Source organism: Enterobacter wuhouensis (assembly GCF_035835995.1).
GTDB classification, from domain to species: domain Bacteria; phylum Pseudomonadota; class Gammaproteobacteria; order Enterobacterales; family Enterobacteriaceae; genus Enterobacter; species Enterobacter wuhouensis.
Map to the genome: position 1 here is coordinate 1,919,647 of NZ_CP142124.1, position 24,383 is coordinate 1,944,029.

Annotated in this window: 25 protein-coding genes; 11 read left to right on the plus strand and 14 right to left on the minus strand. The window is 56.4% G+C overall.

Annotated features, from left to right (window positions below; genetic code table 11):
- Positions 1–10 precede the first annotated feature (10 nt).
- Together VPX56_RS09155 and VPX56_RS09160 are read left to right on the plus strand one after the other, a co-directional pair.
- Positions 11–265: a putative hemolysin gene (locus VPX56_RS09155; protein WP_131634515.1), complete on the plus strand. Its 255-nt coding sequence runs from the start codon at positions 11–13 to the stop codon at positions 263–265.
- A gap of 80 nt (positions 266–345) precedes the next feature.
- Positions 346–651, plus strand: coding sequence for a hypothetical protein (locus VPX56_RS09160; RefSeq protein ID WP_326471258.1), 306 nt, complete (start codon positions 346–348; stop codon positions 649–651).
- Here VPX56_RS09160 and VPX56_RS09165 read toward each other — a convergent pair whose 3' ends face one another.
- Positions 652–996, minus strand: coding sequence for a DUF488 domain-containing protein (locus tag VPX56_RS09165; protein ID WP_131634337.1), 345 nt, complete (start codon positions 994–996; stop codon positions 652–654).
- A gap of 103 nt (positions 997–1,099) precedes the next feature.
- Between VPX56_RS09165 and VPX56_RS09170 the strand changes: the two genes are divergently transcribed.
- Positions 1,100–1,807: a CTP synthase C-terminal region-related (seleno)protein gene (locus VPX56_RS09170; protein ID WP_131634338.1), complete on the plus strand. Its 708-nt coding sequence runs from the start codon at positions 1,100–1,102 to the stop codon at positions 1,805–1,807.
- A 32-nt stretch (positions 1,808–1,839) separates the two neighbouring features.
- Here VPX56_RS09170 and VPX56_RS09175 read toward each other — a convergent pair whose 3' ends face one another.
- Entirely contained in the window at positions 1,840–3,027 is a 1,188-nt protein-coding gene (locus VPX56_RS09175) for a CynX/NimT family MFS transporter (protein WP_326471262.1), read from the minus strand.
- A 99-nt stretch (positions 3,028–3,126) separates the two neighbouring features.
- Here VPX56_RS09175 and VPX56_RS09180 point away from each other — a divergent pair, with 99 nt between their 5' ends.
- The gene (locus tag VPX56_RS09180; protein ID WP_326471264.1) at positions 3,127–3,918 is read left to right on the plus strand and encodes an AraC family transcriptional regulator; all 792 of its coding nucleotides are present in this window, start codon (positions 3,127–3,129) and stop codon (positions 3,916–3,918) included.
- On the opposite strand, the gene VPX56_RS09185 is transcribed toward VPX56_RS09180, so the two are convergent.
- From VPX56_RS09185 to VPX56_RS09195, 3 genes are all read right to left on the minus strand, one after another.
- Complete coding sequence (locus tag VPX56_RS09185) at positions 3,902–4,348, minus strand: DUF441 domain-containing protein (RefSeq protein WP_131634341.1); 447 nt, start codon at positions 4,346–4,348, stop codon at positions 3,902–3,904. The genes VPX56_RS09180 and VPX56_RS09185 overlap by 17 nt on opposite strands.
- Positions 4,349–4,455: 107 nt before the next feature.
- Positions 4,456–6,492, minus strand: coding sequence for a glycoside hydrolase family 31 protein (locus VPX56_RS09190; RefSeq protein WP_131634342.1), 2,037 nt, complete (start codon positions 6,490–6,492; stop codon positions 4,456–4,458).
- A 16-nt stretch (positions 6,493–6,508) separates the two neighbouring features.
- Positions 6,509–7,840, minus strand: coding sequence for a glycoside-pentoside-hexuronide (GPH):cation symporter (locus VPX56_RS09195; RefSeq protein ID WP_131634343.1), 1,332 nt, complete (start codon positions 7,838–7,840; stop codon positions 6,509–6,511).
- Between the two features lie 285 nt (positions 7,841–8,125).
- On the opposite strand from VPX56_RS09195, the gene yoaI reads away from it, so the two are divergent.
- Positions 8,126–8,230 (plus strand): small membrane protein YoaI, encoded by a 105-nt coding sequence (yoaI, locus tag VPX56_RS09200; protein ID WP_263609278.1) that lies wholly within the window; start codon positions 8,126–8,128, stop codon positions 8,228–8,230.
- A gap of 20 nt (positions 8,231–8,250) precedes the next feature.
- Here the strand turns inward: yoaI and VPX56_RS09205 are convergent, their stop codons facing one another.
- The 3 genes from VPX56_RS09205 to yeaG form a co-directional block, all read right to left on the minus strand.
- A complete protein-coding gene (locus tag VPX56_RS09205) occupies positions 8,251–8,751 on the minus strand; it encodes a YbaK/prolyl-tRNA synthetase associated domain-containing protein (RefSeq protein WP_326471268.1) in 501 nt (166 codons plus the stop codon).
- Between the two features lie 100 nt (positions 8,752–8,851).
- On the minus strand, positions 8,852–10,135 hold the full coding sequence (locus tag VPX56_RS09210; RefSeq protein ID WP_131634345.1) for a YeaH/YhbH family protein: 1,284 nt from the start codon (positions 10,133–10,135) through the stop codon (positions 8,852–8,854).
- Between the two features lie 93 nt (positions 10,136–10,228).
- Positions 10,229–12,163, minus strand: a complete 1,935-nt coding sequence (gene yeaG, locus VPX56_RS09215) for a protein kinase YeaG (RefSeq protein WP_131634346.1) — start codon at positions 12,161–12,163, stop codon at positions 10,229–10,231.
- A 432-nt stretch (positions 12,164–12,595) separates the two neighbouring features.
- Between yeaG and VPX56_RS09220 the strand changes: the two genes are divergently transcribed.
- Both VPX56_RS09220 and VPX56_RS09225 read left to right on the plus strand, forming a co-directional pair.
- Positions 12,596–13,342 carry a MipA/OmpV family protein gene (locus VPX56_RS09220; RefSeq protein ID WP_131634347.1) on the plus strand — a complete coding sequence of 249 codons (747 nt, stop codon included), beginning with the start codon at positions 12,596–12,598 and terminating at the stop codon, positions 13,340–13,342.
- Positions 13,343–13,432: 90 nt separating this feature from the next.
- On the plus strand, positions 13,433–14,287 hold the full coding sequence (locus tag VPX56_RS09225; RefSeq protein WP_326471273.1) for an aldo/keto reductase: 855 nt from the start codon (positions 13,433–13,435) through the stop codon (positions 14,285–14,287).
- Between the two features lie 62 nt (positions 14,288–14,349).
- Here VPX56_RS09225 and VPX56_RS09230 read toward each other — a convergent pair whose 3' ends face one another.
- Together VPX56_RS09230 and gapA are read right to left on the minus strand one after the other, a co-directional pair.
- Positions 14,350–15,234, minus strand: a complete 885-nt coding sequence (locus VPX56_RS09230) for a D-hexose-6-phosphate mutarotase (protein WP_131634349.1) — start codon at positions 15,232–15,234, stop codon at positions 14,350–14,352.
- Positions 15,235–15,308: 74 nt separating this feature from the next.
- Complete coding sequence (gene gapA, locus VPX56_RS09235) at positions 15,309–16,304, minus strand: glyceraldehyde-3-phosphate dehydrogenase (protein ID WP_006174810.1); 996 nt, start codon at positions 16,302–16,304, stop codon at positions 15,309–15,311.
- 341 nt (positions 16,305–16,645) lie between these two features.
- On the opposite strand from gapA, the gene msrB reads away from it, so the two are divergent.
- Both msrB and VPX56_RS09245 read left to right on the plus strand, forming a co-directional pair.
- Entirely contained in the window at positions 16,646–17,059 is a 414-nt protein-coding gene (gene msrB / locus VPX56_RS09240) for a peptide-methionine (R)-S-oxide reductase MsrB (RefSeq protein ID WP_131634350.1), read from the plus strand.
- A gap of 41 nt (positions 17,060–17,100) precedes the next feature.
- On the plus strand, positions 17,101–17,379 hold the full coding sequence (locus VPX56_RS09245; RefSeq protein WP_131634351.1) for a YeaC family protein: 279 nt from the start codon (positions 17,101–17,103) through the stop codon (positions 17,377–17,379).
- A gap of 60 nt (positions 17,380–17,439) precedes the next feature.
- Here the strand turns inward: VPX56_RS09245 and VPX56_RS09250 are convergent, their stop codons facing one another.
- The 4 genes from VPX56_RS09250 to sppA all read right to left on the minus strand — a co-directional run bounded on the left by VPX56_RS09250 (position 17,440) and on the right by sppA (position 22,501).
- Complete coding sequence (locus VPX56_RS09250; RefSeq protein WP_326471277.1) at positions 17,440–18,696, minus strand: chitinase ChiD; 1,257 nt, start codon at positions 18,694–18,696, stop codon at positions 17,440–17,442.
- A 219-nt stretch (positions 18,697–18,915) separates the two neighbouring features.
- A complete protein-coding gene (gene pncA, locus VPX56_RS09255) occupies positions 18,916–19,557 on the minus strand; it encodes a bifunctional nicotinamidase/pyrazinamidase (RefSeq protein ID WP_326471279.1) in 642 nt (213 codons plus the stop codon).
- 9 nt (positions 19,558–19,566) lie between these two features.
- Positions 19,567–20,583, minus strand: a complete 1,017-nt coding sequence (gene ansA, locus VPX56_RS09260; RefSeq protein WP_263609284.1) for an asparaginase — start codon at positions 20,581–20,583, stop codon at positions 19,567–19,569.
- 61 nt (positions 20,584–20,644) lie between these two features.
- Positions 20,645–22,501: a signal peptide peptidase SppA gene (sppA, locus tag VPX56_RS09265; RefSeq protein WP_131634355.1), complete on the minus strand. Its 1,857-nt coding sequence runs from the start codon at positions 22,499–22,501 to the stop codon at positions 20,645–20,647.
- Positions 22,502–22,667: 166 nt separating this feature from the next.
- Between sppA and VPX56_RS09270 the strand changes: the two genes are divergently transcribed.
- Both VPX56_RS09270 and selD read left to right on the plus strand, forming a co-directional pair.
- The gene (locus VPX56_RS09270; RefSeq protein ID WP_326471282.1) at positions 22,668–23,219 is read left to right on the plus strand and encodes an NAD(P)H nitroreductase; all 552 of its coding nucleotides are present in this window, start codon (positions 22,668–22,670) and stop codon (positions 23,217–23,219) included.
- 116 nt (positions 23,220–23,335) lie between these two features.
- Complete coding sequence (gene selD / locus VPX56_RS09275) at positions 23,336–24,379, plus strand: selenide, water dikinase SelD (RefSeq protein ID WP_131634357.1); 1,044 nt, start codon at positions 23,336–23,338, stop codon at positions 24,377–24,379.
- The last annotated feature ends 4 nt before the right edge of the window (positions 24,380–24,383 follow it).

Consider the following 24,383-nt stretch of genomic DNA (forward strand, 5'->3'; position numbering starts at 1 on the left):
GATCAACATGATGAGATATTTACTTCTGGCGCTGGCGTTACCCCTCGCCGCCTGTACCGCAAAGACGACACCGCCGGATGCGCCTAAGCCGCCTCACGCCATCGGCATGGCTAACCCCGCTTCCGTGTACTGCCTGGAAAAAGGGGGGCAGCAGATCCCGATTCAAAGCCCGCAGGGCGTACGCACCGAGTGCAAATTACCGGGCGGGGAAACGATCGACGAATGGGAACTCTACCGTCGCGACCACCCTCAACCTGCCAGGTGACAACGGGAGGTTGACTGCGATACACTTCTCTTTAGGATTATTCTTAGCCAGTTTCTGGCACCTTTTACCGCGAGAGAAGTATGTTTCAGTTAAAACCGGGCAGCCTGGCCATTATCGTGGGTGCCCGTACGACGGCCGGCCGTCGTAACATCGGAAAATCTGTCGAGCTGTTTGGCCTGTGCCAGCCTGGGATGCAGTTTGTTAACCCGGTTAATGGGGTCGTCACGCAGCTACCGGCAACCGCCGATCGTGCGCTATGGCTGGTGACCGGGGACGTTTACGCCGTCGATAATCAGCACGGCTTTGCCTTTGTCCGTCCGGAACATCTGCTGCCGCTGACGCCAGATGAAGCATCCCAGACGCTCGATGAACTGATGCTCGGCTGATTACAGATCGCGCAGCCAGTTAGCTAACACCAGGGCGTGGTTTTGCTCCGTGTTTTTCGCGCCATAGAGTAGCGTGACGGTCTGTTTTTTTGCCAGTGCCGCAAGCCGCAAACCTTCGTCCTGATGTTGTGCCAGCTCTTCCCGATACGCCTTGCCGAAATGTTCAAAGTCGAGCGTGTCGCTATGAAAGGCCTTGCGCAGCGCGTTCGACGGTGTAAGCGTTTTGCACCATTCATCACAGGCGAGGTCGGTTTTTTTTACGCCGCGAGGCCAGAGTCTGTCCACCAGCACCCGATAGCCGTCCTCCTTTTCTGCCTCTTCGTAGACTCGTTTACACTGAATCATTCGCTTTTTACCCCCCAATTTAAAGTATTGTGATAATTACAAAAGATCGGTAGTCTGAGGTTCCTTATGTTACCTGATAATATTCTGGCATAAGGAACCCTTCATGGAACACCTCCCGGCTAAAACGACGCTGCGCATTGCCCTGGTTGGCGATTACAATCCCGATGTGATTGCGCATCAGGCGATCCCTTTGGCTATCGACGACGCCGCAGCCGTACTGGATCTCACCGCAGACTACGACTGGCTTGCCACCACGGAACTGACCAGTCCCGAAGACCTGGTGGGTTACGATGCCATCTGGCTGGTTCCTGCCAGTCCCTATAAAAACAGTGAAGCGGCCTTTATCGCCGCACGCTATGCGCGTGAAAACAGCGTTCCCTTCCTGGGAACCTGCGGCGGGTTCCAGCATGCATTAATTGAGTACGCGCGAAATGTGCTGGGCTGGCGGGATGCCGCGCATGCTGAAACCGATACCGAAGGGACGATGGTCATTGCTCCGCTGAGCTGCTCGCTGGTGGAAAAAACCGACGCGATCGAGCTGCGCAATAATACCCTCATTGCCAAAGCCTATGGCAGGCTGGAAATTGAGGAGGGCTATCACTGCAATTATGGCGTATCGCCAGAATTTGCCCTGGAGCTTGAAGCGGGCGATTTGCGCGTGACGGGCTGGGACGATGGGGGAGAAATCCGTGCCGCCGAGCTGATCACGCATCCTTTCTTTGTGATCACGCTGTTCCAGCATGAGCGTGCTGCGCTGCAGGGGCGTCCGGTGGTGCTGGTGCAGGCGATGCTGCGCGCGGCGCGCGAATAAAAAAAGGCAGACCTGCGGGTCTGCCATGGTGGTTAGCGGGGCGCGATCTCCCGGTCACGCCCGGCAAGTACGCCGCAGACGGCCATGAACATCGACGCCAGCGCGCAGGCTAAGAGTGGAATCCGCCAGTCTCCCACCACGTCGTGAATTTTGCCCATCAGCGGGGGCCCACAGGCGGCAAGCAGATAGCCAATCGATTGTGCCATGCCGGACAGGGCGGCAGCCTGATGGGCTGAGCTGGCGCGCAGGCCGATAAACGTCAGGCCGAGGATCATCGTTGCGCCGGAACCGAAGCCAAACACCAACGTCCATACCACAGCCATATCAGGTGCAAACCAGAAGCCAGCCGCACTTACCGCACACATCAGTGCCACAAACCCGGCGATGCCGCGCTGATCTTTCAGTCGATGCAGGATCAGCGGAACGGCAAGCCCGGGGACGGCCGTGGCAAGCTGAAGGAGCCCGTGCATCGAACCCGCCTGCGTTTCGCTGTAGCCGTGACTGAGCAGTATGGCGGGAAGCCAGCCGATAACGACATAGTAAATCAGGGAGTTAATGCCCAGAAAGAGCGTGACCTGCCAGGCAAGCGCAGAGCGCCAGATGGCACGATTGTGTAACGCACCGGCGCCCGTCACCGTCGCGGCAGGCGCCTGACGCCACTGTGGCAGCCACAGCAGCAATGCCGCCAGCGGAAAGACCATCAGCATCAGCAGCGCGCCGTGCCAGCCGGCATCCCCCAGCGCCAGAGGAACAATCATCGCCGACCCTAGCGCGGCGGACGCGCCCATCGTCAGGGAATACGCGCCGGTGAGCCTGGCGACCTGGCCCGGAAAATCCCGTTTGATAAGCCCGGGCAACAGCACGTTACCCAGCGCAATTCCGCACCCGATTACCGCAGTACCGATAAACAGCCACGTTGCTGAGGGGAGGGAGCGCACGCCGATGCCGGCGCAGATCAGCAGCAGGGCAATAAGCAGGCTGCGCTCCATGCCAATGCGCCGGGCAACCCCGGCGGCAAGCGGTGAGATGAGCGCGAAGGCCAGCAGCGGCAGCGTGGTGAGCATGCCGGTTTGCGCGGTCGTTAACCCATAGTCATGTCGGATCGTGTCGAGCAGCGGGGCGGCACCGGTAAAGGTCACGCGAAGCGTCGTGGCAATCATCAGGATGCCCGCGATCAGCAATGCACCCTGTTTCCCTGAAGGTCGAATAGCAGTAGTCATTATTTTCTCTTACGTTCAAGCGAGCGCACACCATACCGATTTTCACGGCCGTTGAAATCAAGCTAAAATGACAGTTTATCGCTAATATCGGACAACTTAATGATTGGTCTAGGGCTGGAAGGTTACGATCCCGACAGCCAGCGCGATGCGGCGGTGGCATTCCGCATCCGCGTGGTGGCGGAAGAGCAGCATATTCCGGAGCATCAGCACCGCAAGGGCCAGCTGATCCTGGCGCTGGGCGGGGCAATCACCTGCGAAGTGGAAAACGCCATGCTGATGGTGCCACCGCAGTATGCGGTGTGGATCCCGGGGCAGATGCCGCACAGCAACAAGGCCACGCCGGGCGCGCAGCTGTGCTTTTTGTTTATTGAACCTGGCGCGCTGGGTTTGCCCGAACGCTGCTGCACGCTGAAAATATCGCCGCTGGTACGCGAGCTGATTTTATCTCTGGCAGAAAAATCGCGCATGCAGCTGAATGAACCCGCCACCGCGCGGCTTGTCGGCGTGCTGTTTGACGAGCTGCCTTTACAGCCTCAGGAACATCTGCAGCTACCCGTTTCACCTCATCCCAAAATTCGGCTGATGAGCGAGACCATGGCGAAGGAGCCCGCCGCCTGGCAGACCCTGGCGCAGTGGGCGAGCCATTTTGCCATGAGCGAGCGCAACCTGGCGCGGCTGGTGGTGAAAGAGACCGGATTAAATTTTCGCCGCTGGCGGCATCAGCTGCAGCTTATTGTGGCCCTGCAGCTATTGATTAGCGGGAAGTCGGTGCAGCAGGTGGCGCAGTCACTGGGTTATGACTCGACCACCGCATTTATCACCATGTTTAAGAAGGGCTTGGGGCAAACGCCAGCGCGCTATATCGCCAGCCTGACTACGACTTCCCAATAAACAGCGACACCAGCCCGGCAGCGATAAGCGGGCCAACCGGCACTCCGCGAAACAGCGCTACGCCGAGCACGGTTCCTACCAGCAGGCCGGCCACCAGCGAGGGCTGGCTGCTCATCAGCGTGACGCCCCGGCCGCCCAGCCACGATACAAATACGCCTACCGCGATAGCGATCAGTGATTTCCAGTTCACGAAGGAGTGCAGGAGGGTCGAGGCGGGTAGCGTCCCGCTGGCGATGGGGGCCATCACGCCGATGGTCAGGATGATAATCCCGATGGTGAGGCCCTGTTTTTCTATCCACGGGAAGAAGGCGTTGAGCGGGGTCACACGCACGATGATCAACACCAGAATTGAAATAGCAACGGTGGTGTTGTGGCTCACAAAGCCGAGCGCGGCCAGCGCCAGAAGGATAAGCAGAGTCGGGTCGAACATGAGGAGATCCTTGCCAAAAATAGTAAGCCTGCTTACTTTACGCGCAAACGCGAGAGCAAACAGGCTTTTATCAAAAATTCCTCTATTTTTTGGGCGCTTGCCTGAATTTAGCTTACCAGCTGCTGCACCAGCGGACTGCCTTCACGAATGAATACCGGAATGGTATCAAGCGCTGCCTGCACCGCGATCCGCTCGCCGCCCGCATAGCGTTCACCGTTCAGGGCAACCCAGCGATTTCCGGCTGGCAGCCAAACCTGACGTTCACGCTGGCCTGCATGCATTACCGGCGCAACCAGCAGGTCCTGGCCGAACAGATACTGATCCTCCGTTTCCCAGCTTTGCGCTTCATTCGGGTAGTGCCAGAACAGCGGACGCATTAGCGGATCGCCGTTCCGATGGGCGTTTTCGTACAGGGCATCAATATAGGGACGCAGCGTTTCGCGCACGGCGAGCCAGCGCTGCATGATGGCAAAGTTCTCTTCCCCGTAGCTCCACAGCTCATTCGGCGAGCCGCTGTTGCACTGCGGAATACCGTCCCGGTAGCGCTCCGGCGGCTGGATCTGCGGTTCGCGGTAGCCGTGCATGCGCAGTACGGGGGTAAACACCGCCCACTGGAACCAGCGGATCAGCAGCTCGTGGAATGCCGGATCCTCAACGTTGCCGCCCTGGAAACCGCCGATATCGGTGGTCCACCACGGAATACCCGCCAGCCCCATATTCAGCCCGGCGGCGAGCTGGTTACGAAACGCGTGGAACGAGGAGTGAACGTCGCCTGACCAGGCCAGCACGCCGTAGCGCTGGCTGCCCGCCCAGGCGCAGCGCACCAGGTTTACGATGTCCGTCTCACCGTTGGCCTGGAGGCCATCGTAAAACCCCTGTGCAAAATCGCGCGGGTAGCGGTTGCCGACCTCCAGCACCGGGCCAGCGTGATAGCGATAGTTATCGAAATCATAGGCGCGGTATTCGGGCTCCGCCTCGTCGAGCCAGAACAGCTTTATCCCCAGGTCATAATAGTTTTTCTTCACCGTGTCCCAGACGAACTGCCGCGCCTGCGGGTGGGTGGCGTCGAAGAAGGTGGTGTTGCCCATAAAGTCGAGGTTCACCTGTACGCCGCGTTCGCTGCTGACCAGCCAGCCTTTGGCCTTCATCAGCGGGTAGAGCGGGCTGCGCGCTTCCACCGTAGGCCAGACGGAGACCATCAGCGCGATGCCCAGCTCGCGCAGCTCGTCGACCATCGCTTTCGGATCGGGCCAGTCGACGGGGTCAAAGCACCAGGTGCCCTGATTCGGCCAGTGGAAGAAGTCGATGACCATCACCGAGAGCGGCAGATTGCGGCGGCGGTATTCACGCGCGACCTCTAACACCTCTTCCTGCGTGCGATAGCGCAGCTTGCACTGCCACAGCCCGCTGATAAAGTCCGGCGCCTGCGGCGGGGTGCCGGTGGCTTTCACGTACTGGCGGGTGATGTCCACCACGCTATCGGCTGCGGTGATCCAGTAGTCCATCTCACCCGTCACGCGGGCGCGCCATTCCGTCTGGTTTTTGGCAAAGCTGGCTTCGCCAATGGCCGGATTATTCCACAGCAAACCATAGCCAAGGCTGGACTGCATAAAGGGGACGCTGGCCTGAGAGTTGCGCTGCGCCAGCTCAAGCGTACAGCCTTTCAAATCCAGCCAGGGCTGCTGGTATTGCCCCATGCCGTAGATACGTTCATCCGGGCGAGATTCAAACCGGACGGTGAGCTGATATTTACCCCCTGCCAGCGGCTTAAATTCGCGACCATCCAGCTTGAGAGCGCTGACGTATTTATCCTGGCTCTTTTCGCTGGCGCCGATCCCGACGGTAGAGCGCTGTCGCCACATCTCTTCCAGCAGCAGTTCGCCGCGCTGGTTATAGAAGGCCAGCTGTCCTTTGAGGTTCAGCGTCGCGGTGATGTTGCCGTTACGCAGCGTCAGGCTTTCCGCTTCTGCCGTAATTTCGGCGTGGCAGGGGTCGGCAGGGAGTAGCGCATGCTCCGCATCGCTGAATTCCGGGGAGCAGGTCGCCCGGACGCGCAGACTGTTTTCTCCCCAGGGTTCGATGCGCAGGATCTGACGTTCAAAACGCCATTCGATACTGTTGGAATGTTGAATCAGTTCACTCATGGATAACGCGTCCTTTTTAAACCGTGTGTTTGGCGAGTTGGATCGATTTCATCGTGCTGTCGTCAAGCTTGTACCAGCGCAGCGTGGCGAAAGCGCAAAGCGACAGCACGCCGGGCACGATGGTAAAGAGGGCGATAATGCAGTACATCGCCGTGGAGGTCTGTTCTGGCGCGTTGGGGACATAGCCGCTAAAGCCCAGCGTCCAGCCCACGATCGCGCCGCTGATGGCCATTCCCAGCTTCAGTACGGCGAGGAAGGTAGAGAAAATCACGCCGTCCATGCGTTTGCCCTGCTTGTATTCTCCGTAGTCGGCAACGTCCGCCATCATTACCCACATGAGCGTGGTGGTCGCCTGGTAGAGCGTTGAGACGATAAAGGTTAGCGGGACGAGGATGAATACCGATTTAGGCGCAAAGAACAGCGCGATGCTCAGCACGCCCGCAATGACGGAGCAGTAGCCAAACATCTGCACTTTGCTGTAATTCTGGGTTAGACGTTTTGCCAGGGCGCTGCCAGCCGCTTTCCCCAAAATATGCGCCCCCAGCATCCACATAAAATAGCTTGCGCTGCCGAGATAATAGGTGACGAAATACATCATCGCGCCGAGGCGAATAACCCCAAAGCCGATATTGGTTAATACCAGCACGGCGACAACGCGCCACTGATCGTTTCGCAATAAATCCTTCAGTTCTGAAAGGTAATTATTATGGGTAGCAGGAGCATTAATTCGCTCGCGGGTATTGGCAAAACAGATCCAGAACATAATCACCGCAACGGTTGCCATAATGGCCATTGCCCAGCGGTAACCCATTAATTTATCGTCGCCCCCTAAAAATTCCGCCAGCGGCATCATAAAGAAGGTCGAGAGTGCGCCTCCTAAGGTGGCGAGGAAAAAACGATATGACTGCAGGGAAATGCGTGCGTCATTGTCAGGCGTGATCACCGCGCCCATTGAGCAATAGGGAATATTAATGGCCGTGTACATCAGCATCATCAGGGTATAGCTAACGGTAGCGAAGATCATTTTACCGTGCAGATCCAGAGATTCCGGCACGGCATAGGTAAGCAGGCAGCTTGCCCCAAAGGGCAGCGCCAGCCACAGCATCCACGGGCGGAACTTCCCCCAGCGGGTGCGGGTTCGGTCTGCAATATAGCCCATTGCCGGGTCGATAATAGCATCCGCCGTGCGCGCCAGCAGGAACATGGTTCCCACAAAGGCTGCCGGTAGCCCAACGACGTCCGTATAATAAAATGTCAGGAAAATGATCACGTTATCCAGCCCAATATGGCTGGCCATATCCCCTAATCCGTAGCTGATTTTTTCTTTGCGGGTAATCGTCTCGGTCATTGTTATCGCCTTGCCCGTTAAGGTGTGTTGTTGAGATGCTCTGTTAAACATGTTTAACCACCTCACGGGCGTTCACAATTACGAGATCTGCCAACAGGCTTATGGAAACTGCTTTTCGTGATACCGGTAACAATTTACTGAGAATGCTAATTATCTTGCACTCGCGGGGTTATTTGTCGCGAATCGTTTCAGCGCGCTAATATTCATTTGGCTGACCCGCTGCTGTCATCTCACCGTCATTATTAAGGGATAAAAAGGGATATACGAGGCACAAGGAGCGATATCATGAACGATCACATGTTTGTTGAAACGCTGATTATCTCCTCAACGTTTTTGACCATCGCAATTATTCTGGTCGCGTCGGTTCTCTTACTTGAAAGAAACGGCTGACAGAACGCCAGCCGTCTCGGTTACGCTCTGTGAAACGTCAACAGCTCAGGCCGGGCGATACGCAGGTAATCCTGAGTATCCATAATGACGGATTTCTCAAGCAGGCCGGCGTTGAATGCGATCTCGTCGAAACGCTCGAACAGCAGCGGGTCGGCGACCAGCGCTAAATCAGGGTGGAAGCTAAAGGGCGGGATAGCGCCAAACACGCAGGCCGTGAGGGCGTCGACTTCAGCCGGGCTGGCGAGAGAGGCTTTTAACCCACCGAAGTGGCTGGCCAGCCGGCTCAGGTCGGCCTGAAGGTCGGCGGCGAGGATCGCCAGAACATGTTTTTTTACTCCGTTTCCCTTCACTTTGCAGACCAGCGCTTTCGCCCCTTGCCCCAGAGCGGTGCCGCGAATTTCGCTTACCGCTTCGCATTTCCCCACTGCGTCATGCTCCATCACGCGAAACCGGGCGCCCTGTTCGGTGAGTAACGTAATCAGCCGAGCGTGCGTAGCTGTCCCACTAACCTGTTCAGACATCGCGTTTTTCCCCTGTTAAATGCCAGTACATAACGCTCTACATTATCACGGGGAGAGAAGGGCAGAAAGAAAACGGCCAGCGAATCCGCTGGCCGTTGGGTTATGCGCTGCTGGTGCTGGACTGCTTGTGGAACAGCTCCCGGAATACCGGATAGATATCGTCCTGATCGCGGATATGCTGCATCGCAAAGTTATCGAACATGGACTGCAGATGCTCATATTCGCGCCATAGCGTCTGGTGCGCCCGGCGGGTAATTTCGATATAGCTGTAGTAACGCACCACCGGCAGAATTTTCTTCGCCAGGATTTCGTGACACAGCGGGGAGTCGTCTGCCCAGTTATCACCGTCCGACGCCTGCGCGGCATAGATGTTCCACTGCGCGGGGTCGTAACGCTCTTTCACCACTTCATCCATCAGCTTGAGGGCGCTGGAGACGATGGTCCCACCGGTTTCCTGCGAGTAGAAGAACTCATGTTCATCGACCTCCTTGGCCTGGGTGTGGTGGCGGATATACACCACCTCGACGTTCTTATAGGTTCTGCTCAGGAACAGATAAAGCAGGATATAAAAACGCTTCGCCATATCCTTGGTGGCCTGATCCATCGAGCCGGAGACGTCCATCAGGCAGAACATGACCGCCTGGCTGGAAGGTTCCGGGCGTTTTTCATAGTTCTTGTAGCGCAGGTCGAAGGTGTCGATAAACGGCACCCGGTCGATCTTCGCCCGTAGCTCAGCGATCTCTTTACGCAGGCGCTCCTCTTCAAGCAGCTGCGCCGGTTCGCTGTTTTCCACAACCTTGAGGCTGGTTTCCAGCTCGCGAAGCTCGCGCCGTTTACCTGCCGTCATCGCCGTGCGCCGCGCCAGGGAATTCTGCAGCGAACGCACGACGCTGATGTTGGCGGGCACGCCGTTGGCGGTATAGCCCGCGCGATGGGTTTTATATTCGTTGAGCTGCCGATGCTGGTTCTTTTTCAGATTCGGCAGGGCCAAATCCTCGAAGAGCAGATCGAGATATTCATCTTTGGAAATCTGGAAGACAAACTCATCCTGGCCTTCGCCGTCCTGGCTGGCCTGGCCCTGACCGCTTCCCGAACCGCCGCCGCCACCCTGCGGGCGCTCGATTCTGTCGTTCTGCACAAAGTGGTCATTGCCTGGATGAACGCGATGGCGCAGGCCGCCTCGCCCCTGATGGAACATCGGTTCGCTGATGTCATCGGTAGGGATGGAGACAGACTCGCCGCTGTCGACGTCGGTCACCGAGCGTTTGTTGATGGCCTCGGAGATCGACTGTTTAATTTGCGATTTATAACGGCGCAAGAAGCGCTGGCGGTTTACCGTGCTCTTGTTTTTGCCGTTAAGACGCCGGTCAATAAACCAGGTCATATATCCCCCGTACTGCATTTGCCAACTTGCAGCGTCCGAAAGTGCCGGACATTTTGTAGGCCCGGTAAGCGCAAGCGCCACCGGGCACTTGTTTTAAGACGATTTACGCACGCGCAGATACCATTCGCAGAGCAGGCGAACCTGCTTGCGGGTATAGCCTTTCTCCATCATACGGTCGACAAAATCGTCGTGCTTTTTCTGCTCGTCGGTTGAGGTTTTGGCGTTAAACGAAATCACCGGCAACAGCTCTTCGGTATTGGAGAACATTTTCTTCTCAATAACGGTGCGCAGTTTTTCGTAGCTGGTCCAGTTTGGATTGCGTCCGTTGTTGTGCGCGCGGGCGCGCAGGACGAAGTTCACAATCTCATTACGGAAGTCTTTCGGGTTGCTGATCCCGGCAGGCTTCTCAATTTTCTCCAGCTCCGCGTTCAGGGATTCACGGTCAAACAGCTGGCCGGTATCCGGGTCGCGGTACTCCTGATCCTGGATCCAGAAGTCGGCATAGGTCACGTAGCGGTCGAAGATGTTCTGCCCGTATTCGGAATAGGATTCCAGATAGGCGGTCTGGATCTCTTTGCCAATGAATTCGGCGTATTTCGGGATCAGGTAGCCTTTGAGGAACTCCAGGTAGCGCTCGGCCAGCTCCTGCGGGAACTGCTCACGTTCGATTTGCTGCTCCAGCACGTAGAACAGATGAACCGGGTTGGCCGCCACTTCCGCATGGTCGAAGTTAAAGACGCGGGAGAGGATCTTGAACGCGAAGCGCGTTGAAAGACCGTTCATCCCTTCGTCGACGCCGGCGTAGTCGCGGTATTCCTGGTATGACTTGGCTTTCGGGTCGGTATCCTTCAGGCTTTCGCCATCATAGACGCGCATTTTTGAGTAGATGCTGGAGTTTTCCGGCTCTTTCAGGCGCGACAGAATGGAGAAGCGTGACAGCGTTTCCAGGGTGCCGGGGGCGCAAGGGGCATGCACCAGCTCGCTGTGGTTAAGCAGCTTCTCGTAGATTTTGATCTCTTCGGAGATCCGCAGGCAATAAGGCACTTTGACGATGTATACGCGGTCAAGGAACGCCTCATTGTTCTTGTTATTGCGGAAGGTCACCCATTCTGATTCGTTAGAGTGGGCAAGGATAATGCCGTTAAACGGCAGGGCAGAAATGCCTTCCGTGCCGTTGTAGTTTCCTTCCTGGGTGGCGGTTAGCAGGGGATGCAGCACTTTGATCGGTGCTTTGAACATCTCCACGAATTCCATCACCCCCTGGTTTGCGCGGCACAGCGCACCGGAATAGCCGTAGGCATCCGGGTCGTTTTGCGCGTGGTGTTCCAGCTTGCGGATATCGACCTTACCGACCAGGGCCGAAATATCCTGGTTGTTCTCGTCGCCCGGTTCCGTTTTGGCGATGGCGATCTGCTCCAGAATCGACGGCCACACTTTAACGACGCGGAATTTGGTGATATCCCCGCCGAACTCGTGCAGTCGTTTTGCCGCCCACGGCGACATAATGGTGCCGAGGTAGCGGTGCGGAATGCCAAACTCTTTATCCAGAATCTGCGCATCCTCTTGCGGATTAAACAGGCACAGCGGGTGGTCGTTCACCGGGCTGCGCTCGCCGTTGGCGCTCAGCACGTAAATAGGCACGCGCTGCATCAATGCTTTCAGGCGTTCGGCAAGCGACGATTTACCGCCGCCGACGGGGCCCAGTAAATAGAGGATCTGCTTCTTCTCTTCCAGACCCTGGGCAGCGTGTTTCAGATACGAGACAATCTGTTCGATGGCATCTTCCATGCCATAAAACTCTTCAAACGCCGGATATCGGGCAACTACCCGATTCGAAAAGAGACGGGAAAGCCGAGGCTCCAGGGCAGTGTCAACCATGTTTGGTTCACCGATAGCCATCAATAGCCGTTCTGCCGCATTGGCATAGGCACTGCGATCTTGCCGACAAATGGTAAGAAACTCCTGCAGTGTGAACTCTTCGTCCTTGGCAGCTTCATAGCGCTGGCGATAGTGATCGAATATATTCATGGCATGCCGTCCTTTCGTTTTTTAGCACAGGATAAGAGCCGTTCGTATGAGTAGTGGAGGCTCCCGGAAGAGAATTTCTCGCACCTCACTGCCAGAGCAGCAACCTGTGTGCCAGGTCGAAGGCTAAGAACCGCAGGGTGTTCAGCAAAACCTCTTCTTAAATTAAAGCGTAGATGGCATTTGCAAAACTTGCATGTCGATAAAATCCAATTTCAATGACATATCAATAACTCATCCAAAAATTTCCACCCTTGTTATAAGGCCAAACCGGAGTTTTCATTCTCTGGTCACATAAATGAAAGCGGGTTGTCATCTGAAAAGTGAAAAATAACGGGTTAATCAAACTCATTAGTGGGCAAAAAGTTTTGGGATGTTCGGGAATGGCGGTTACACTTCACCCGCTGATTATTTGACTACAGGAAAGAATGGATTGTGACCAAACTCAAACTTCTGGCATTGGGCATCCTTGCCGCTACCGCAGTAAGCACCGCGCAGGCGGAAGGTCAGTGGACTGTTGGCGCGGGCGCGGGTGTCATTAACAGCCCGTATAAGCAGTATGACCGCGATGTGTATCCCGTTCCCGTTGTCACCTATGAAGGCGATAACTTCTGGTTCCGCGGTTTAGGCGGCGGCTACTATCTGTGGAACGACACGGCTGACAAGCTTTCGATCATGGCGTATTACGATCCGACGCACTTCAAGCCGGGTGACAGCGACAGCCACGCGCTGCGCCAGCTCGACAAACGTAAGAGCTCGATGATGGCGGGTCTCTCTTACGTTCATAACACGCAGTACGGCTTCCTGCGCACCGCGCTGGCGGGCGATACGCTGGATAACAGCAACGGCTTCATCTGGGATCTGGCCTGGCTCTACCGTTACACCAACGGCGCGCTGACCCTGACGCCGGGTATTGGCGTGCAGTACAGCAGCGAAAATTACAACGACTACTACTATGGCGTGTCTAAAAATGAGTCTCGCCGCAGTGGTCTGAAAAGCTATAGCGCAGACGATGGCTGGGACCCGTACCTGGAGCTGACCGCAAGCTATAACTTCCTCGGTGACTGGAACGTTTACGGCACCGGCCGTTACTCCCGTCTGAGCGATGAAGTTAAAGATAGCCCGATGGTCGATAAGTCCTGGGCTGGGATCTTCTCAGTGGGTGTCACCTACAAATTCTGATTGTGCATTATTACAGTGCAATCTGTGCATGATAACGGGGCGCTTGCGCCCCGTTTGCTTTAGCGTGGTGCAACTAAACAGGAGAGTGATATGAGCGTAAAAACCGTGGCATTTTCCGGCAGCCGTTCAATCCCCGCGATTGGGCAGGGCACCTGGTATATGGGCGAAAAGGCGAGCCTGCGTAAAACAGAGGTCGATGCACTGCGGGCGGGCATCGATCTTGGGCTGACGCTGATTGATACCGCTGAAATGTATGCTGAAGGCGGGGCGGAAGAGGTGGTCGGTGAGGCGATAAAAGGCCAGCGCGACAAGGTGTTTCTGGTGTCCAAAGTGTACCCGTGGAATGCGGGCGGCCAGAAAGGACAGGCCGCGTGTGAAGCCAGCCTGCGACGTCTGGGGACCGATCGTATCGACCTCTACCTGCTGCACTGGCGGGGCAATTTTGCGCTCGATGAAACCATCGACCTGATGAACAAACTTCAGCAGCAGGGCAAAATTGGCCGCTGGGGCGTGTCGAATCTTGACGTCGACGACATGCAGGCGCTGTGGCGTGAGGAGGGCGGCTCTGCCTGTGCGACCAATCAGGTGCTGTATCACCTTGCATCGCGCGGCATTGAATACGATCTGCTGCCCTGGTGTCAGCAGCACGATGTTCCGGTGATGGCATACTGCCCGCTGGCCCAGGCCGGACGCTTGCGAACAGGGTTGATGAATCACCCGGTCGTCAACGAGATTGCCCGTAACCATAACGCAACCGCCGCGCAAATCCTGCTGGCGTGGGTGATACGTCATCAGGGCGTGATGGCCATCCCGAAGGCGGCATCCATTGAACACGTCAAAGCGAATGCGGGAGCGCTAGATATCACGCTGACCGGCGAAGAGTTACGCCTTTTAGATAATGCCTTCCCAGTACCCGCCGTTAAAACGCCTTTAGACGTTGTTTAAGCCTGCACCGACTATCCCCTCTCCCCTGTGGGGAGAGGGCCAGAGTGAGGGGCGCTTTTCTCTTAGCGCTTCACAATCTTAATCGTCTGCCCCAGGCGAGACGGTTTCTCTTCACTCGTTTTCTGTAGTTCAGTCACGCACGCGGTTTCCACGCAGACAAACGTTTTATAACCGTCGTCAGGGACGTCTGCCATGCTGACAGAAAGCGCCGGGCCTGGGTTCCATCCCACAACGTTGCTGTGATGGTGATGAACCACCTCAATGCCGCGGTTCAGGGCGCCGTCGTGGATCACGCTGCAGGCTTCCGGATGCAGATACACGCGGTCGGTACGGTCAGGGAACGTCTGAACGCCGTCGCTCAGTTTTCCTTCTTTGGCGTTATCCACTTTGTCGATAAAGGTATCGCCAAGGCCGCTCACTTTAACTGCGTTAATGTCACCGACGTTGAAATAGGTGTGCAGGGCGGAAGAGGTTTCAAAATCACCGTGTGCTTCCAGTTCGATCTCGCAGGTTTTGCCCAGCTTGAAGCGGGCGTACAGCGTGAAATCGTGCGGCCACAGGGCGCGGGTTTCATCGTTCGCCTGCAGCTCAAAGGTCAGCACTGCGCCGCTTTCATCTTCGTTATGGGCTTTCAGCGTCCACTGCTGGTTACGGGCAAAACCGTGCGCGGGCAGACCCTGCTGTGCTGCCGGGCCGAACCATGGCCAGCAGATCGGTACGCCCCCACGAATCGCGGCCCCTTTTTTGAACGAGGTCGCATTGCTCAGCCACAGGCCTTCTTCTTCGCCTTCTGGTTTCCAGGAGAGCAGATGGGCACCGTTCAGGGCCACGGAGGCTTTTACGCGCGGGTGGTCAACGACAATAACGTCAGCGCCATCAATCTGGCGGCGGGAGAGCACAGGGGTAAGTTGTTCGACTACCGGAAGTGCAAAAATTTTATTAATCATTAAGCAATCCTCTGTCTTGAAGCAATAAAAAAGGCGACCGAAGTCGCCTTTTTGGATCAGGTTCTCATCTCAACTTATTTGGAGATGTGAGCGATCAGGTCCAGTACTTTGTTAGAGTAGCCGGTTTCGTTGTCGTACCAGGAAACCAGTTTAACGAAGTTGTCGTTCAGCGCGATACCAGCTTTAGCATCGAACACGGAAGTGCACACTTCGCCGTTGAAGTCGGTAGAAACAACGTCGTCTTCGGTGTAGCCCAGAACGCCTTTCATTGCGCCTTCGGAAGCAGCTTTGATTGCTTTCTTAATTTCTTCATAAGAAGCAGCTTTTTCCAGACGAACGGTCAGGTCAACAACGGACACGTTAGGAGTTGGAACGCGGAACGCCATACCCGTCAGTTTGCCATTCAGTTCTGGCAGTACTTTACCTACAGCTTTAGCAGCACCGGTAGAAGATGGGATGATGTTCTGAGCTGCGCCACGGCCGCCGCGCCAGTCTTTGTGAGACGGGCCATCAACGGTTTTCTGAGTAGCGGTAGTTGCGTGAACGGTGGTCATCAGGCCTTCAACGATACCGAAGTTGTCGTTGATAACTTTAGCCAGTGGTGCCAGGCAGTTGGTGGTGCAGGATGCGTTAGAAACGATATCCTGGCCAGCGTAAGTTTCGAAGTTAGCACCACGAACGAACATTGGGGTGTTGTCTTTGGATGGACCAGTCAGAACAACTTTTTTCGCACCCGCGGTGATGTGTTTACGCGCGGTTTCGTCGGTCAGGAAGATACCGGTTGCTTCAGCAACAACGTCAACACCGATTTCGTTCCATTTCAGGTTAGCTGGGTCTTTTTCAGCAGTAACGCGGATGGTTTTGCCGTTAACAACCAGGTGGCCGTCTTTCACTTCAACGGTGCCGTTGAAACGACCGTGAGTTGAGTCGTACTTCAGCATGTACGCCATGTATTCAGCGTCCAGGAGATCGTTGATACCAACGATTTCGATGTCAGAACGTTCCTGAGCAGCACGGAAAACAATACGGCCGATACGGCCAAAACCGTTGATACCTACTTTGATAGTCATATATTCCACCAGCTATTTGTTAGTGAATAAAAGGTTGCCTGTAAAATTACAAAAACCTTACGCAGCGTCAAGCGGAATCGTGTCAATCATTGCGACAAATCAATCCTGTGACTAACGTTTGTGCGACTGACTCGCCTCACTTTCCCTTTGAGCTAGCAACCACATGGGGGCTGCGCCCGGAATTTTAAAGGCCTCTCAGGATAAAAGTGTGAAATAGATCACAATTGCCTGACCGCCTTTTCGCGACACATAAGTTTAGAACAAAAGTGTACGCAAGGGTGTTAATGTTTTGTTAGAATCCGGGTTAAAAGATGTCTGTTTCTACAGCGAGATGTAAGCATATGTCGAACCAACGTAACCCCGATGATTTGAAAAAAAACCTTTCAGAAATGCAGTTTTACGTGACGCAGAATCACGGTACGGAACCGCCATTTACCGGGCGTTTGCTGCATAACAAGCGAGACGGTGTCTACCATTGCCTGGTGTGCGATGCGCCACTGTTTAATTCGCAGACAAAATACGATTCTGGCTGCGGCTGGCCGAGCTTTTATGAGCCGGTTAGCGATGACGCGATCCGTTATCTGACCGACTCGTCGCACGGCATGGTGCGTACCGAAATCCGTTGCGGAAACTGTGATGCACACCTCGGCCACGTGTTCCCGGACGGCCCGCAGCCTACCGGCGAGCGTTTCTGCGTAAATTCAGCCTCCATGAGCTTCACCGACGATGAAAACGGCGACCAGACCAAAGGTTGAAAAAACGATTCAGCAAATTATTCCTTTGAAAGGGAGATATCATGAATATTGATGACATGATTGCGGGCATGACGCCGGAGGTTTACCAGCGTCTGGTGACGGCCGTTGAGCTGGGAAAATGGCCCGATGGCGTTGCGTTGACGCCCGAGCAAAAAGAGAACAGCCTGCAGCTGGTCATGTTATGGCAGGCGCGCAACAACACTGACGCACAGCACATGACGATCGACACCCAGGGGCAGATGGTGATGAAGAGCAAGCGCGAGCTGAAGGAAGAGTTTGGCATTACGCCAAAGCCGATTGCGACGATGAAAATGCAATAACGGTGCGGGTTGATGCCCTCACCCAACCCTCTCCCAGGGGGAGAGGGCTTGATTATCTTACTACTTATGCGGGATCCCGAGTGACTCCGCCAGCTGTTTCGCTAACTTATTGTTGTCATCAGCCCCGTACTCCCAGAACATCGCGCCAGCAAGTCCTTTCTCCTTGATGTAATCCGCCTTAATCGCGATTGAGCGTGGATTCTCATACGAAATGGCGAACAGCGCTTTGCCGTCGGCGGACTTCACCGAAAGCCACGGCACTTTCGCCTGGTCGTCCCAGTGCTCGGTAAAGCGCTTCTGCGGATCGTTCAGCAGCTTTTTGACGATATCGTTGTACTTCACGTACGTATCTTTGGTCAGGTCATACCCGAGCGACTTGAACAAACCGATCTCCTGCGGGCCGAAGTAGGGTTGCGTTACCGGGTTTTTCTGCGCATCCGGTTTTGTCCAGTCAATGCCCGGCTCCACGGAACGCTTCGGCACGCGGCCATAGAAACCCATCCCGAGGTTCATCTGCTCTGGCTTCAGGCCGGCAGCAAGATAGTTATTCACCACAAAATCGACGCTGTATTTATCGGCAACGGCCACCGTTGGCCAGGCGCTGGAGTCATACAGGTTGGCGTTGAAGTACTGCGTTCCGTACGCCATGTCGTAGGTCATCAGGTTGATATAGTCGAGCAGCGGGGCGATCGCCTTCACGTCTACCCAGCTTTTCGGACTTTCCGCATTCGCGCCCACGGCAATGGTGACCAGCTTCTTATGTCCGAAGGCGTCGCGCAGCTCTTTGAGCAGGGCGGTGAAGTTATCCCGATCGGCATGCGTGCTGGCGACCAGCCCCCACGCGCCGTTCACCGGGAACTCCCAGTCGAGGTCGATTCCGTCCAGGCCATATTTATCGACAATTTCCTGCGCTGAGCGGATAAACACCGCACGCGACTCCTTCGTTGCTGCTGCGCCAGAGAAACCGCGCGCTCCCCAGCCGCCAACGGAAAGCAGCACCTTGAGGTTCGGGTTCTGTTTACGCAGGACAGGAATTAACGCGAGGTCGGACGCGACTTTTGGCGACAGCCAGATTTGATGCAGCTTTGCCGGATCTTTCAGCGCGGCGTTGGTTTCGTCTTTCTCATCGTTATAGACAAGGCCAAACGAGTAGTTCAGGTGGGTGATCTGGCGGACGTCGAGTTTGTTAATGTCTCCGCCCGGACCGGCGGTGACATCGCCACCCCCGTTGAAGTAGCCCACGGACATCAGGGTACTGGCGGAGGCAAGTGAAGCGCAAAGCAGCGGCAATGCTGCCAGTAATGGCAAACGTTTCATACACGTTCCTCTTTGACTTAATAAAAGTGACCACGCCACAGAAAAAGCGTGGCGAAAAAACAGCCTGAAGAGAATAGCATTGCCGCTTCGCTTGAGATGCGAAGGAGTTCACTTTATGGGTGATCCGAGGGGAGGATTGCCGGGTGGCGGCTGCGCCTTACCCGGCCTACGGGGAAGGGTACGCCGGGTAAGGCGCAGCCGCCACCCGGCTAAAAAGGCTTACGCCTGCGTCTCAAGCCAGTCTTCGAGGGTATACAGCGTCGCACCCTCGGCGGCCATGTCCATAAACGCCTGCGCGCTGTCCTGCGGCTGAATGTTCACGCCGCGACACCCGTCGGTAATGACGCTCACGGCGTAACCCAACTGGAGGGCATCGAGTACGGTAAACTTCACGCAGTAATCCGTCGCCAGGCCCAGCACAAGCAGCTCGGTAATTTCATGGTGGCGTAACCATTCGTCCAGCGCTGTTTTCTGCCGATGCCCGTTATCGAAAAACGCGCTATAGCTGTCTATTGCCGGGTTTTCACCCTTGTGAAACACCGCGTCGATAGCCTTTTGGTTCAGCAGCGGATGCAGCTCCGCGCCTTCCGTCTGCTGGACGCAGTGATCGGGCCAGAAGGTTTGCGCCAGCCCGTCGAGATCCCCCTGAGTGAAAGGGTCGACGTTGTGCTGGCTGGCAAAGCTGCCGTGGTTGGCCGGATGCCAGTCCTGGCTGGCGACAACCGCCTCGCCGCGGGCTTTACACCAGTCGATCAGCGTATTCGCCACGTCTACGGTACTGTCGCCTTCCGCGACGGCCAGCGCGCCGCCCGCGCAGAAATCATTTTGCAAATCGACCAATAACAGGGCGCGTTGCTTCATGAGAGCTCCTTATTCGTCCGGGGTCAGTTCGCCGCGCAGGTTTTGCATCATCGCGCGGCGAATGGACTGAATGTCCAGATCCTGACTCAGTAAATAGTGAAGTTTAGTCAGCGTCGCTTCAACGGTCATATCAAAGCCGCTGATCACTCCCGCGTGCGCCAGGGCATTGCCGGTAGCATAGCCGCCCATATTAACCTTGCCGGACATACACTGCGTCAGGTTAACCACGACGATCCCGCGGTCGCTCGCTTCCTGAAGCTCCTTCAGGAACTCGCCGTTCTGCGGCGCATTGCCGACGCCGTAGGAGCGTAAAATCAGCGCCTTCACCGGCTGGCGCAGGAAGTTGCGCACCACGTCGGCGGAGATGCCTGGATAAATCGTGACCACGCCAATCGGCTGCGGGGTGATCGGATGCACAATCAGCTCGCCGGCGGTGTTCGGCGCAGGCGGCGTGCCCAGACGACGGATGTGAATACCGGCCTCCAGCAGCGGCTGCAGGTTAGGGGACGCGAAGGCGTCAAAACCGTCGGCATGGGCTTTAGTGGTGCGGTTGCCGCGATACAGACGGTTGTTGAAGAACAGCGACACTTCGCTGATCGGGTAGTTGGCCGCCACGTACAGGGAGTTGAGCAGGTTGATTTGCCCGTCGGAGCGCAGCTCCGCCAGCGGGATCTGCGAGCCGGTGACGATAACGGGCTTGCTCAAATTCTCCAGCATGAAGGAGAGGGCCGAGGCGGTAAACGCCATGGTGTCGGTACCGTGCAGGATCACGAAACCGTCGTATTTGTCGTAATTGGCTTTGATGTCATCCGCAATATGCTGCCAGTCTTCCGGCGTCATGTCGGAGGAGTCCATCAGCGGGTCGTACTCGTGGATCGTAAAGTCGGGCATTTCCGGACGGTGGAATTCAGGCATCAGCGCCAGCTGACGCTGCAGGTGGCCGGAGACGGGAATATAGCCATTCTCAGAGCGCTGCATACCGATAGTACCGCCGGTGTAGGCTACATAAATCGATTTCTTCTGCATGGTAGTGAGTTCTTGTTCTTCAAAAGAAAAAATCCCCTCTTGCGGGAAGAGGGGACGGTTTTTAACGGACGTTAGCGCAGGTCAGGCAAAATGCGTAACGGCTTTGCGGATCGTTAAAGGTGGCCAGCTTGTCGCTCTCGGCTTTCATTGCTTTTGCGGCGGTAGCGACCGGTGCAGGTAGATAAGCCTGCATCGCCTCCGGCAGCATCGCGCGGACGGAGCCGGACATGCTGTCCATGACCATATCAAAGAACGACGGCTCGTCCTGATAATACTCAACGTGCCACTGCTTAAGCTTAGCCAGCTCGGCCGCCTTCTTCACCGCGTCGTCAAAGTCACCCAGGCTGTCCACCAGGCCATTGCTTTTCGCATCCTGCCCGGTCCAGACGTGGCCCTGAGCAATCTCATCGATTTGCTGAGGCGTCTTTTTACGCGAGTCAGCAACCAGGTTGATAAAGCGCTTGTAGCCGTTCTCAATGCTGAGCTGCATCATCTCCGACACTTCCGGCGGCAGTGATTTGGTGATCGACACGTCTGCCAGCGGCGAGGTGGCCACGCCGTCAGTATGCACGCCCAGGGAGTCCAGGCTGTTTTCGACGGTGTTGATGACGCCAAAGATGCCAATCGAGCCGGTGAGCGTGCTTGGGCTGGCCACAATGTAGTTCGCTGGCGTGGAGATCCAATACCCGCCCGATGCGGCCATACCGCCCATCGACACCACAACCGGCTTGCCGGCGGCGCGGGCTGCTGCCAGTTCAGCGCGGATCACTTCGGAGGCGCTAACGCTTCCGCCAGGGCTGTTTACGCGCAGAACAATGGCTTTCACTTTTGGATCCAGGCGCGCATCGCGGATCTGCGATGCGGTCGTATCGCCGCCCACGTTACCCGGCGTTTCCTGGCCGTCCATGATGGCGCCGTTGGCAAAGACCACCGCTACGCTATTTCCGCTGTCGTCCGGTTTTTTCGTCGTGTAGTCGTACATGCTGATGGCGCTGTAGTTTTTATCCTCTTTGCTCCAGCCAAACTGTTTGGTCAGCGATTTCTCGATATCCGCGCTGGTGCCCAGGGCATCGACCAGCTTGTTATCAAGGGCATATTTCGCCGTGTCGCCGTCAACCTTACGCAGGCCGTCCAGCACGCCGCGCGCGCCCGGGAAGACCTGTTCAGCCGTAATTTGACGATTGGCCGCAACGGTGCCCAGATAGTTCTGCCACAGTTCGCCAATCCAGCGGCTGTCCGCCTCACGGGCGGCAGGGGACATATCGTCACGGATAAACGGCTCAACGGCGGATTTATAGGTGCCGACGCGGAAGACGTGGGTGCTCACCTTCAGCTTGTCGAGCAGAGATTTGTAGTACAGGCCGTTCGTCGCAAAGCCATGTAAATCGACGGTGCCCTGCGGTGAAAGCCAGATCTTATTCGCGAAGCTCGCCAGATAATATTGCCCCTGGCTGTAGCTGTCGCCCACGGCAATTACCGGCTTGCCGCTGTCGCGGAACTCGCGCAGCGCTTTACCGATGTACTGCATTGACGGCTGATCGCCGCCGGCAAAGTCTTTCAGATCCAACACGATACCGGTAATGTTGCGATCGTCTTTCGCCTGACGAATGCTATCGACAATATCGAACAGGGAGTTTTCCTGCAGGCGATCGGACGTTGCGCCAAACAGCTGGCGGCCAATCACGCCCAGACGATTGCTGGTGGAGGGCTTATCAACAATGACGCCGGTGATGTCGAGCAGCAGCGCCCCGCGGGTCGAATGCTGAGACTGATTGGCGTTGCTGATGTGCATCCATACGCCAACGCATACCAGCACCAGGAAGATGAAGAAGATGTTCATCACCAGGTTGCGGACGAAGTTGAGCAGTCGCCACGTCCATTTAAAGAAACCGGCAAAGATTCGCCAAAGGGTTCGCATGTATTCTCCCTAACCAGAAAATGACTGTTTCCGCCGCCACGGACGGTAATGTTGGCTTATCGTAATGACCCAACCGCCACTTGTCAGCAGGAATCGCCTGCCGCGCTGTAACAAAATCTGCTGTCGTGTTAATTTTGTGAGTAAATTTCAAGACTGGAGTTAATCAATGGACGCACTCGAACTGCTTGTTAACCGTCGTAGCGCTTCACGTCTGGCTGAACCGGCACCTGCGGGCGAGCAGCTGGAAAACATTCTGCGTGCCGGTCTGCGTGCGCCGGATCACGGCACGCTTCAGCCGTGGCACTTCTTTATTATTGAAGGGGAAGGCCGCGAGCGCTTTAGCGCGCTGCTGGAGCAGGGCTCCGTTGCGGCCGGTCAGGATGAGAAAGGCATTGAGAAAGCGCGTAACGCGCCGTTCCGCGCGCCGATGATTATCGCCGTCGTCGCAAAATGCCAGCCCGACCATAAAGTGCCGGTCTGGGAGCAGGAGATGTCCGCAGGCTGCGCGGTAATGGCGATGCAGATGGCCGCCGTCGCGCAGGGATTCAACGGCATCTGGCGCACCGGCCCGCTGACCGACAGCCCGGCGGTACGCGACGGTTTATCCTGCGGCGAGCACGATAAAATCGTTGGGTTCCTCTATCTCGGCACGCCGCAGCTCAAAGCTTCCAGCACCATCAGCGTGCCGGATACCACGCCTTTCGTCAGCCGTTTCTGATAACGCACGCTAAACTGTCTGGATTCTGAGCATCCGCCGCAGAATTCAGACAGTCATACTTACCTCTTTATGGAATGAGCGCTACCATAGCGCGATTGAGATGACAGGAGACGTCCATGAGCGAGCAAACCATTCGTTTAACGCAGTACAGCCACGGAGCCGGTTGCGGTTGTAAAATTTCCCCGAAGGTGCTGGAAACCATCCTGCACAGCGAACAGGCGAAGTTTGTCGACCCGAACCTGCTTGTCGGTAACGAAACGCGTGACGATGCGGCGGTTTATGACTTAGGTAACGGCACCAGCATTATCAGCACCACCGACTTCTTTATGCCGATTGTCGACAACCCGTTCGACTTTGGGCGCATTGCGGCCACTAACGCCATCAGCGATATCTTCGCGATGGGCGGTAAGCCGATCATGGCGATCGCGATTCTGGGCTGGCCGATCAACACCATCCCGCCGGAAATTGCCCGCGACGTCATTGAAGGCGGGCGCTTTGCCTGCCAGCAGGCGGGTATTGCCCTGGCCGGCGGTCACTCCATTGATGCGCCAGAGCCTATTTTTGGCCTGGCGGTGACGGGCGTGGTGCCTACCGAGCGCGTGAAGCGCAACAGCACCGCGCAGGCCGGCTGCAAATTGTTCCTTACCAAGCCGCTGGGTATTGGCGTGCTGACAACCGCCGAGAAAAAATCCCTGCTGAAACCTGAGCACAAAGGCCTGGCAACGGAAGTGATGTGCCAGATGAACCTCGCCGGTGCGGCATTCGCCAATATCGACGGCGTGAAGGCAATGACCGACGTCACCGGTTTTGGTCTGCTGGGCCACCTGAGTGAAGTGTGTCAGGGCGCGGGCGTGCAGGCGCAGGTCTGGTATCAGGACGTGCCGAAGCTGCCGGGCGTTGAGGACTACATTGCCCAGGGCGCGGTGCCGGGCGGCACCCAGCGCAACTTTGCCAGCTACGGTCACCTGATGGGCGAAATGCCTGAGGAGTGGCGCAACCTGCTGTGCGATCCGCAAACGTCCGGCGGCCTGCTGCTGGCGGTCACGCCGGAATCCGAAGCCGAGGTTCAGGCGACCGCCGCCGAGTTTGGTATTACCCTGACGGCCATCGGCGAGCTGGTGACCGCGCGCGGCGGCCGACCGATGATTGAGATCCGTTAATTCG

Excerpts from the sequence above, each read along its gene's own strand:
- VPX56_RS09190 (WP_131634342.1), bottom strand. The coding sequence starts at position 6,492 with ATGAGTGAACTGATTCAACATTCCAACAGTATCGAATGGCGTTTTGAA.
- VPX56_RS09170 (WP_131634338.1), top strand. The coding sequence starts at position 1,100 with ATGGAACACCTCCCGGCTAAAACGACGCTGCGCATTGCCCTGGTTGGC.
- VPX56_RS09210 (WP_131634345.1), bottom strand. The coding sequence starts at position 10,135 with ATGACCTGGTTTATTGACCGGCGTCTTAACGGCAAAAACAAGAGCACG.
- VPX56_RS09195 (WP_131634343.1), bottom strand. The coding sequence starts at position 7,840 with ATGACCGAGACGATTACCCGCAAAGAAAAAATCAGCTACGGATTAGGG.
- VPX56_RS09230 (WP_131634349.1), bottom strand. The coding sequence starts at position 15,234 with ATGATTAATAAAATTTTTGCACTTCCGGTAGTCGAACAACTTACCCCT.
- pncA (WP_326471279.1), bottom strand. The coding sequence starts at position 19,557 with ATGAAGCAACGCGCCCTGTTATTGGTCGATTTGCAAAATGATTTCTGC.
- VPX56_RS09225 (WP_326471273.1), top strand. The coding sequence starts at position 13,433 with ATGAGCGTAAAAACCGTGGCATTTTCCGGCAGCCGTTCAATCCCCGCG.
- msrB (WP_131634350.1), top strand. The coding sequence starts at position 16,646 with ATGTCGAACCAACGTAACCCCGATGATTTGAAAAAAAACCTTTCAGAA.
- sppA (WP_131634355.1), bottom strand. The coding sequence starts at position 22,501 with ATGCGAACCCTTTGGCGAATCTTTGCCGGTTTCTTTAAATGGACGTGG.
- VPX56_RS09270 (WP_326471282.1), top strand. The coding sequence starts at position 22,668 with ATGGACGCACTCGAACTGCTTGTTAACCGTCGTAGCGCTTCACGTCTG.
- yoaI (WP_263609278.1), top strand. The coding sequence starts at position 8,126 with ATGAACGATCACATGTTTGTTGAAACGCTGATTATCTCCTCAACGTTT.
- VPX56_RS09165 (WP_131634337.1), bottom strand. The coding sequence starts at position 996 with ATGATTCAGTGTAAACGAGTCTACGAAGAGGCAGAAAAGGAGGACGGC.
- selD (WP_131634357.1), top strand. The coding sequence starts at position 23,336 with ATGAGCGAGCAAACCATTCGTTTAACGCAGTACAGCCACGGAGCCGGT.
- VPX56_RS09155 (WP_131634515.1), top strand. The coding sequence starts at position 11 with ATGAGATATTTACTTCTGGCGCTGGCGTTACCCCTCGCCGCCTGTACC.
- yeaG (WP_131634346.1), bottom strand. The coding sequence starts at position 12,163 with ATGAATATATTCGATCACTATCGCCAGCGCTATGAAGCTGCCAAGGAC.
- VPX56_RS09185 (WP_131634341.1), bottom strand. The coding sequence starts at position 4,348 with ATGTTCGACCCGACTCTGCTTATCCTTCTGGCGCTGGCCGCGCTCGGC.
- ansA (WP_263609284.1), bottom strand. The coding sequence starts at position 20,583 with ATGCAGAAGAAATCGATTTATGTAGCCTACACCGGCGGTACTATCGGT.
- VPX56_RS09205 (WP_326471268.1), bottom strand. The coding sequence starts at position 8,751 with ATGTCTGAACAGGTTAGTGGGACAGCTACGCACGCTCGGCTGATTACG.
- VPX56_RS09245 (WP_131634351.1), top strand. The coding sequence starts at position 17,101 with ATGAATATTGATGACATGATTGCGGGCATGACGCCGGAGGTTTACCAG.
- VPX56_RS09160 (WP_326471258.1), top strand. The coding sequence starts at position 346 with ATGTTTCAGTTAAAACCGGGCAGCCTGGCCATTATCGTGGGTGCCCGT.
- VPX56_RS09250 (WP_326471277.1), bottom strand. The coding sequence starts at position 18,696 with ATGAAACGTTTGCCATTACTGGCAGCATTGCCGCTGCTTTGCGCTTCA.
- VPX56_RS09180 (WP_326471264.1), top strand. The coding sequence starts at position 3,127 with ATGATTGGTCTAGGGCTGGAAGGTTACGATCCCGACAGCCAGCGCGAT.
- gapA (WP_006174810.1), bottom strand. The coding sequence starts at position 16,304 with ATGACTATCAAAGTAGGTATCAACGGTTTTGGCCGTATCGGCCGTATT.
- VPX56_RS09175 (WP_326471262.1), bottom strand. The coding sequence starts at position 3,027 with ATGACTACTGCTATTCGACCTTCAGGGAAACAGGGTGCATTGCTGATC.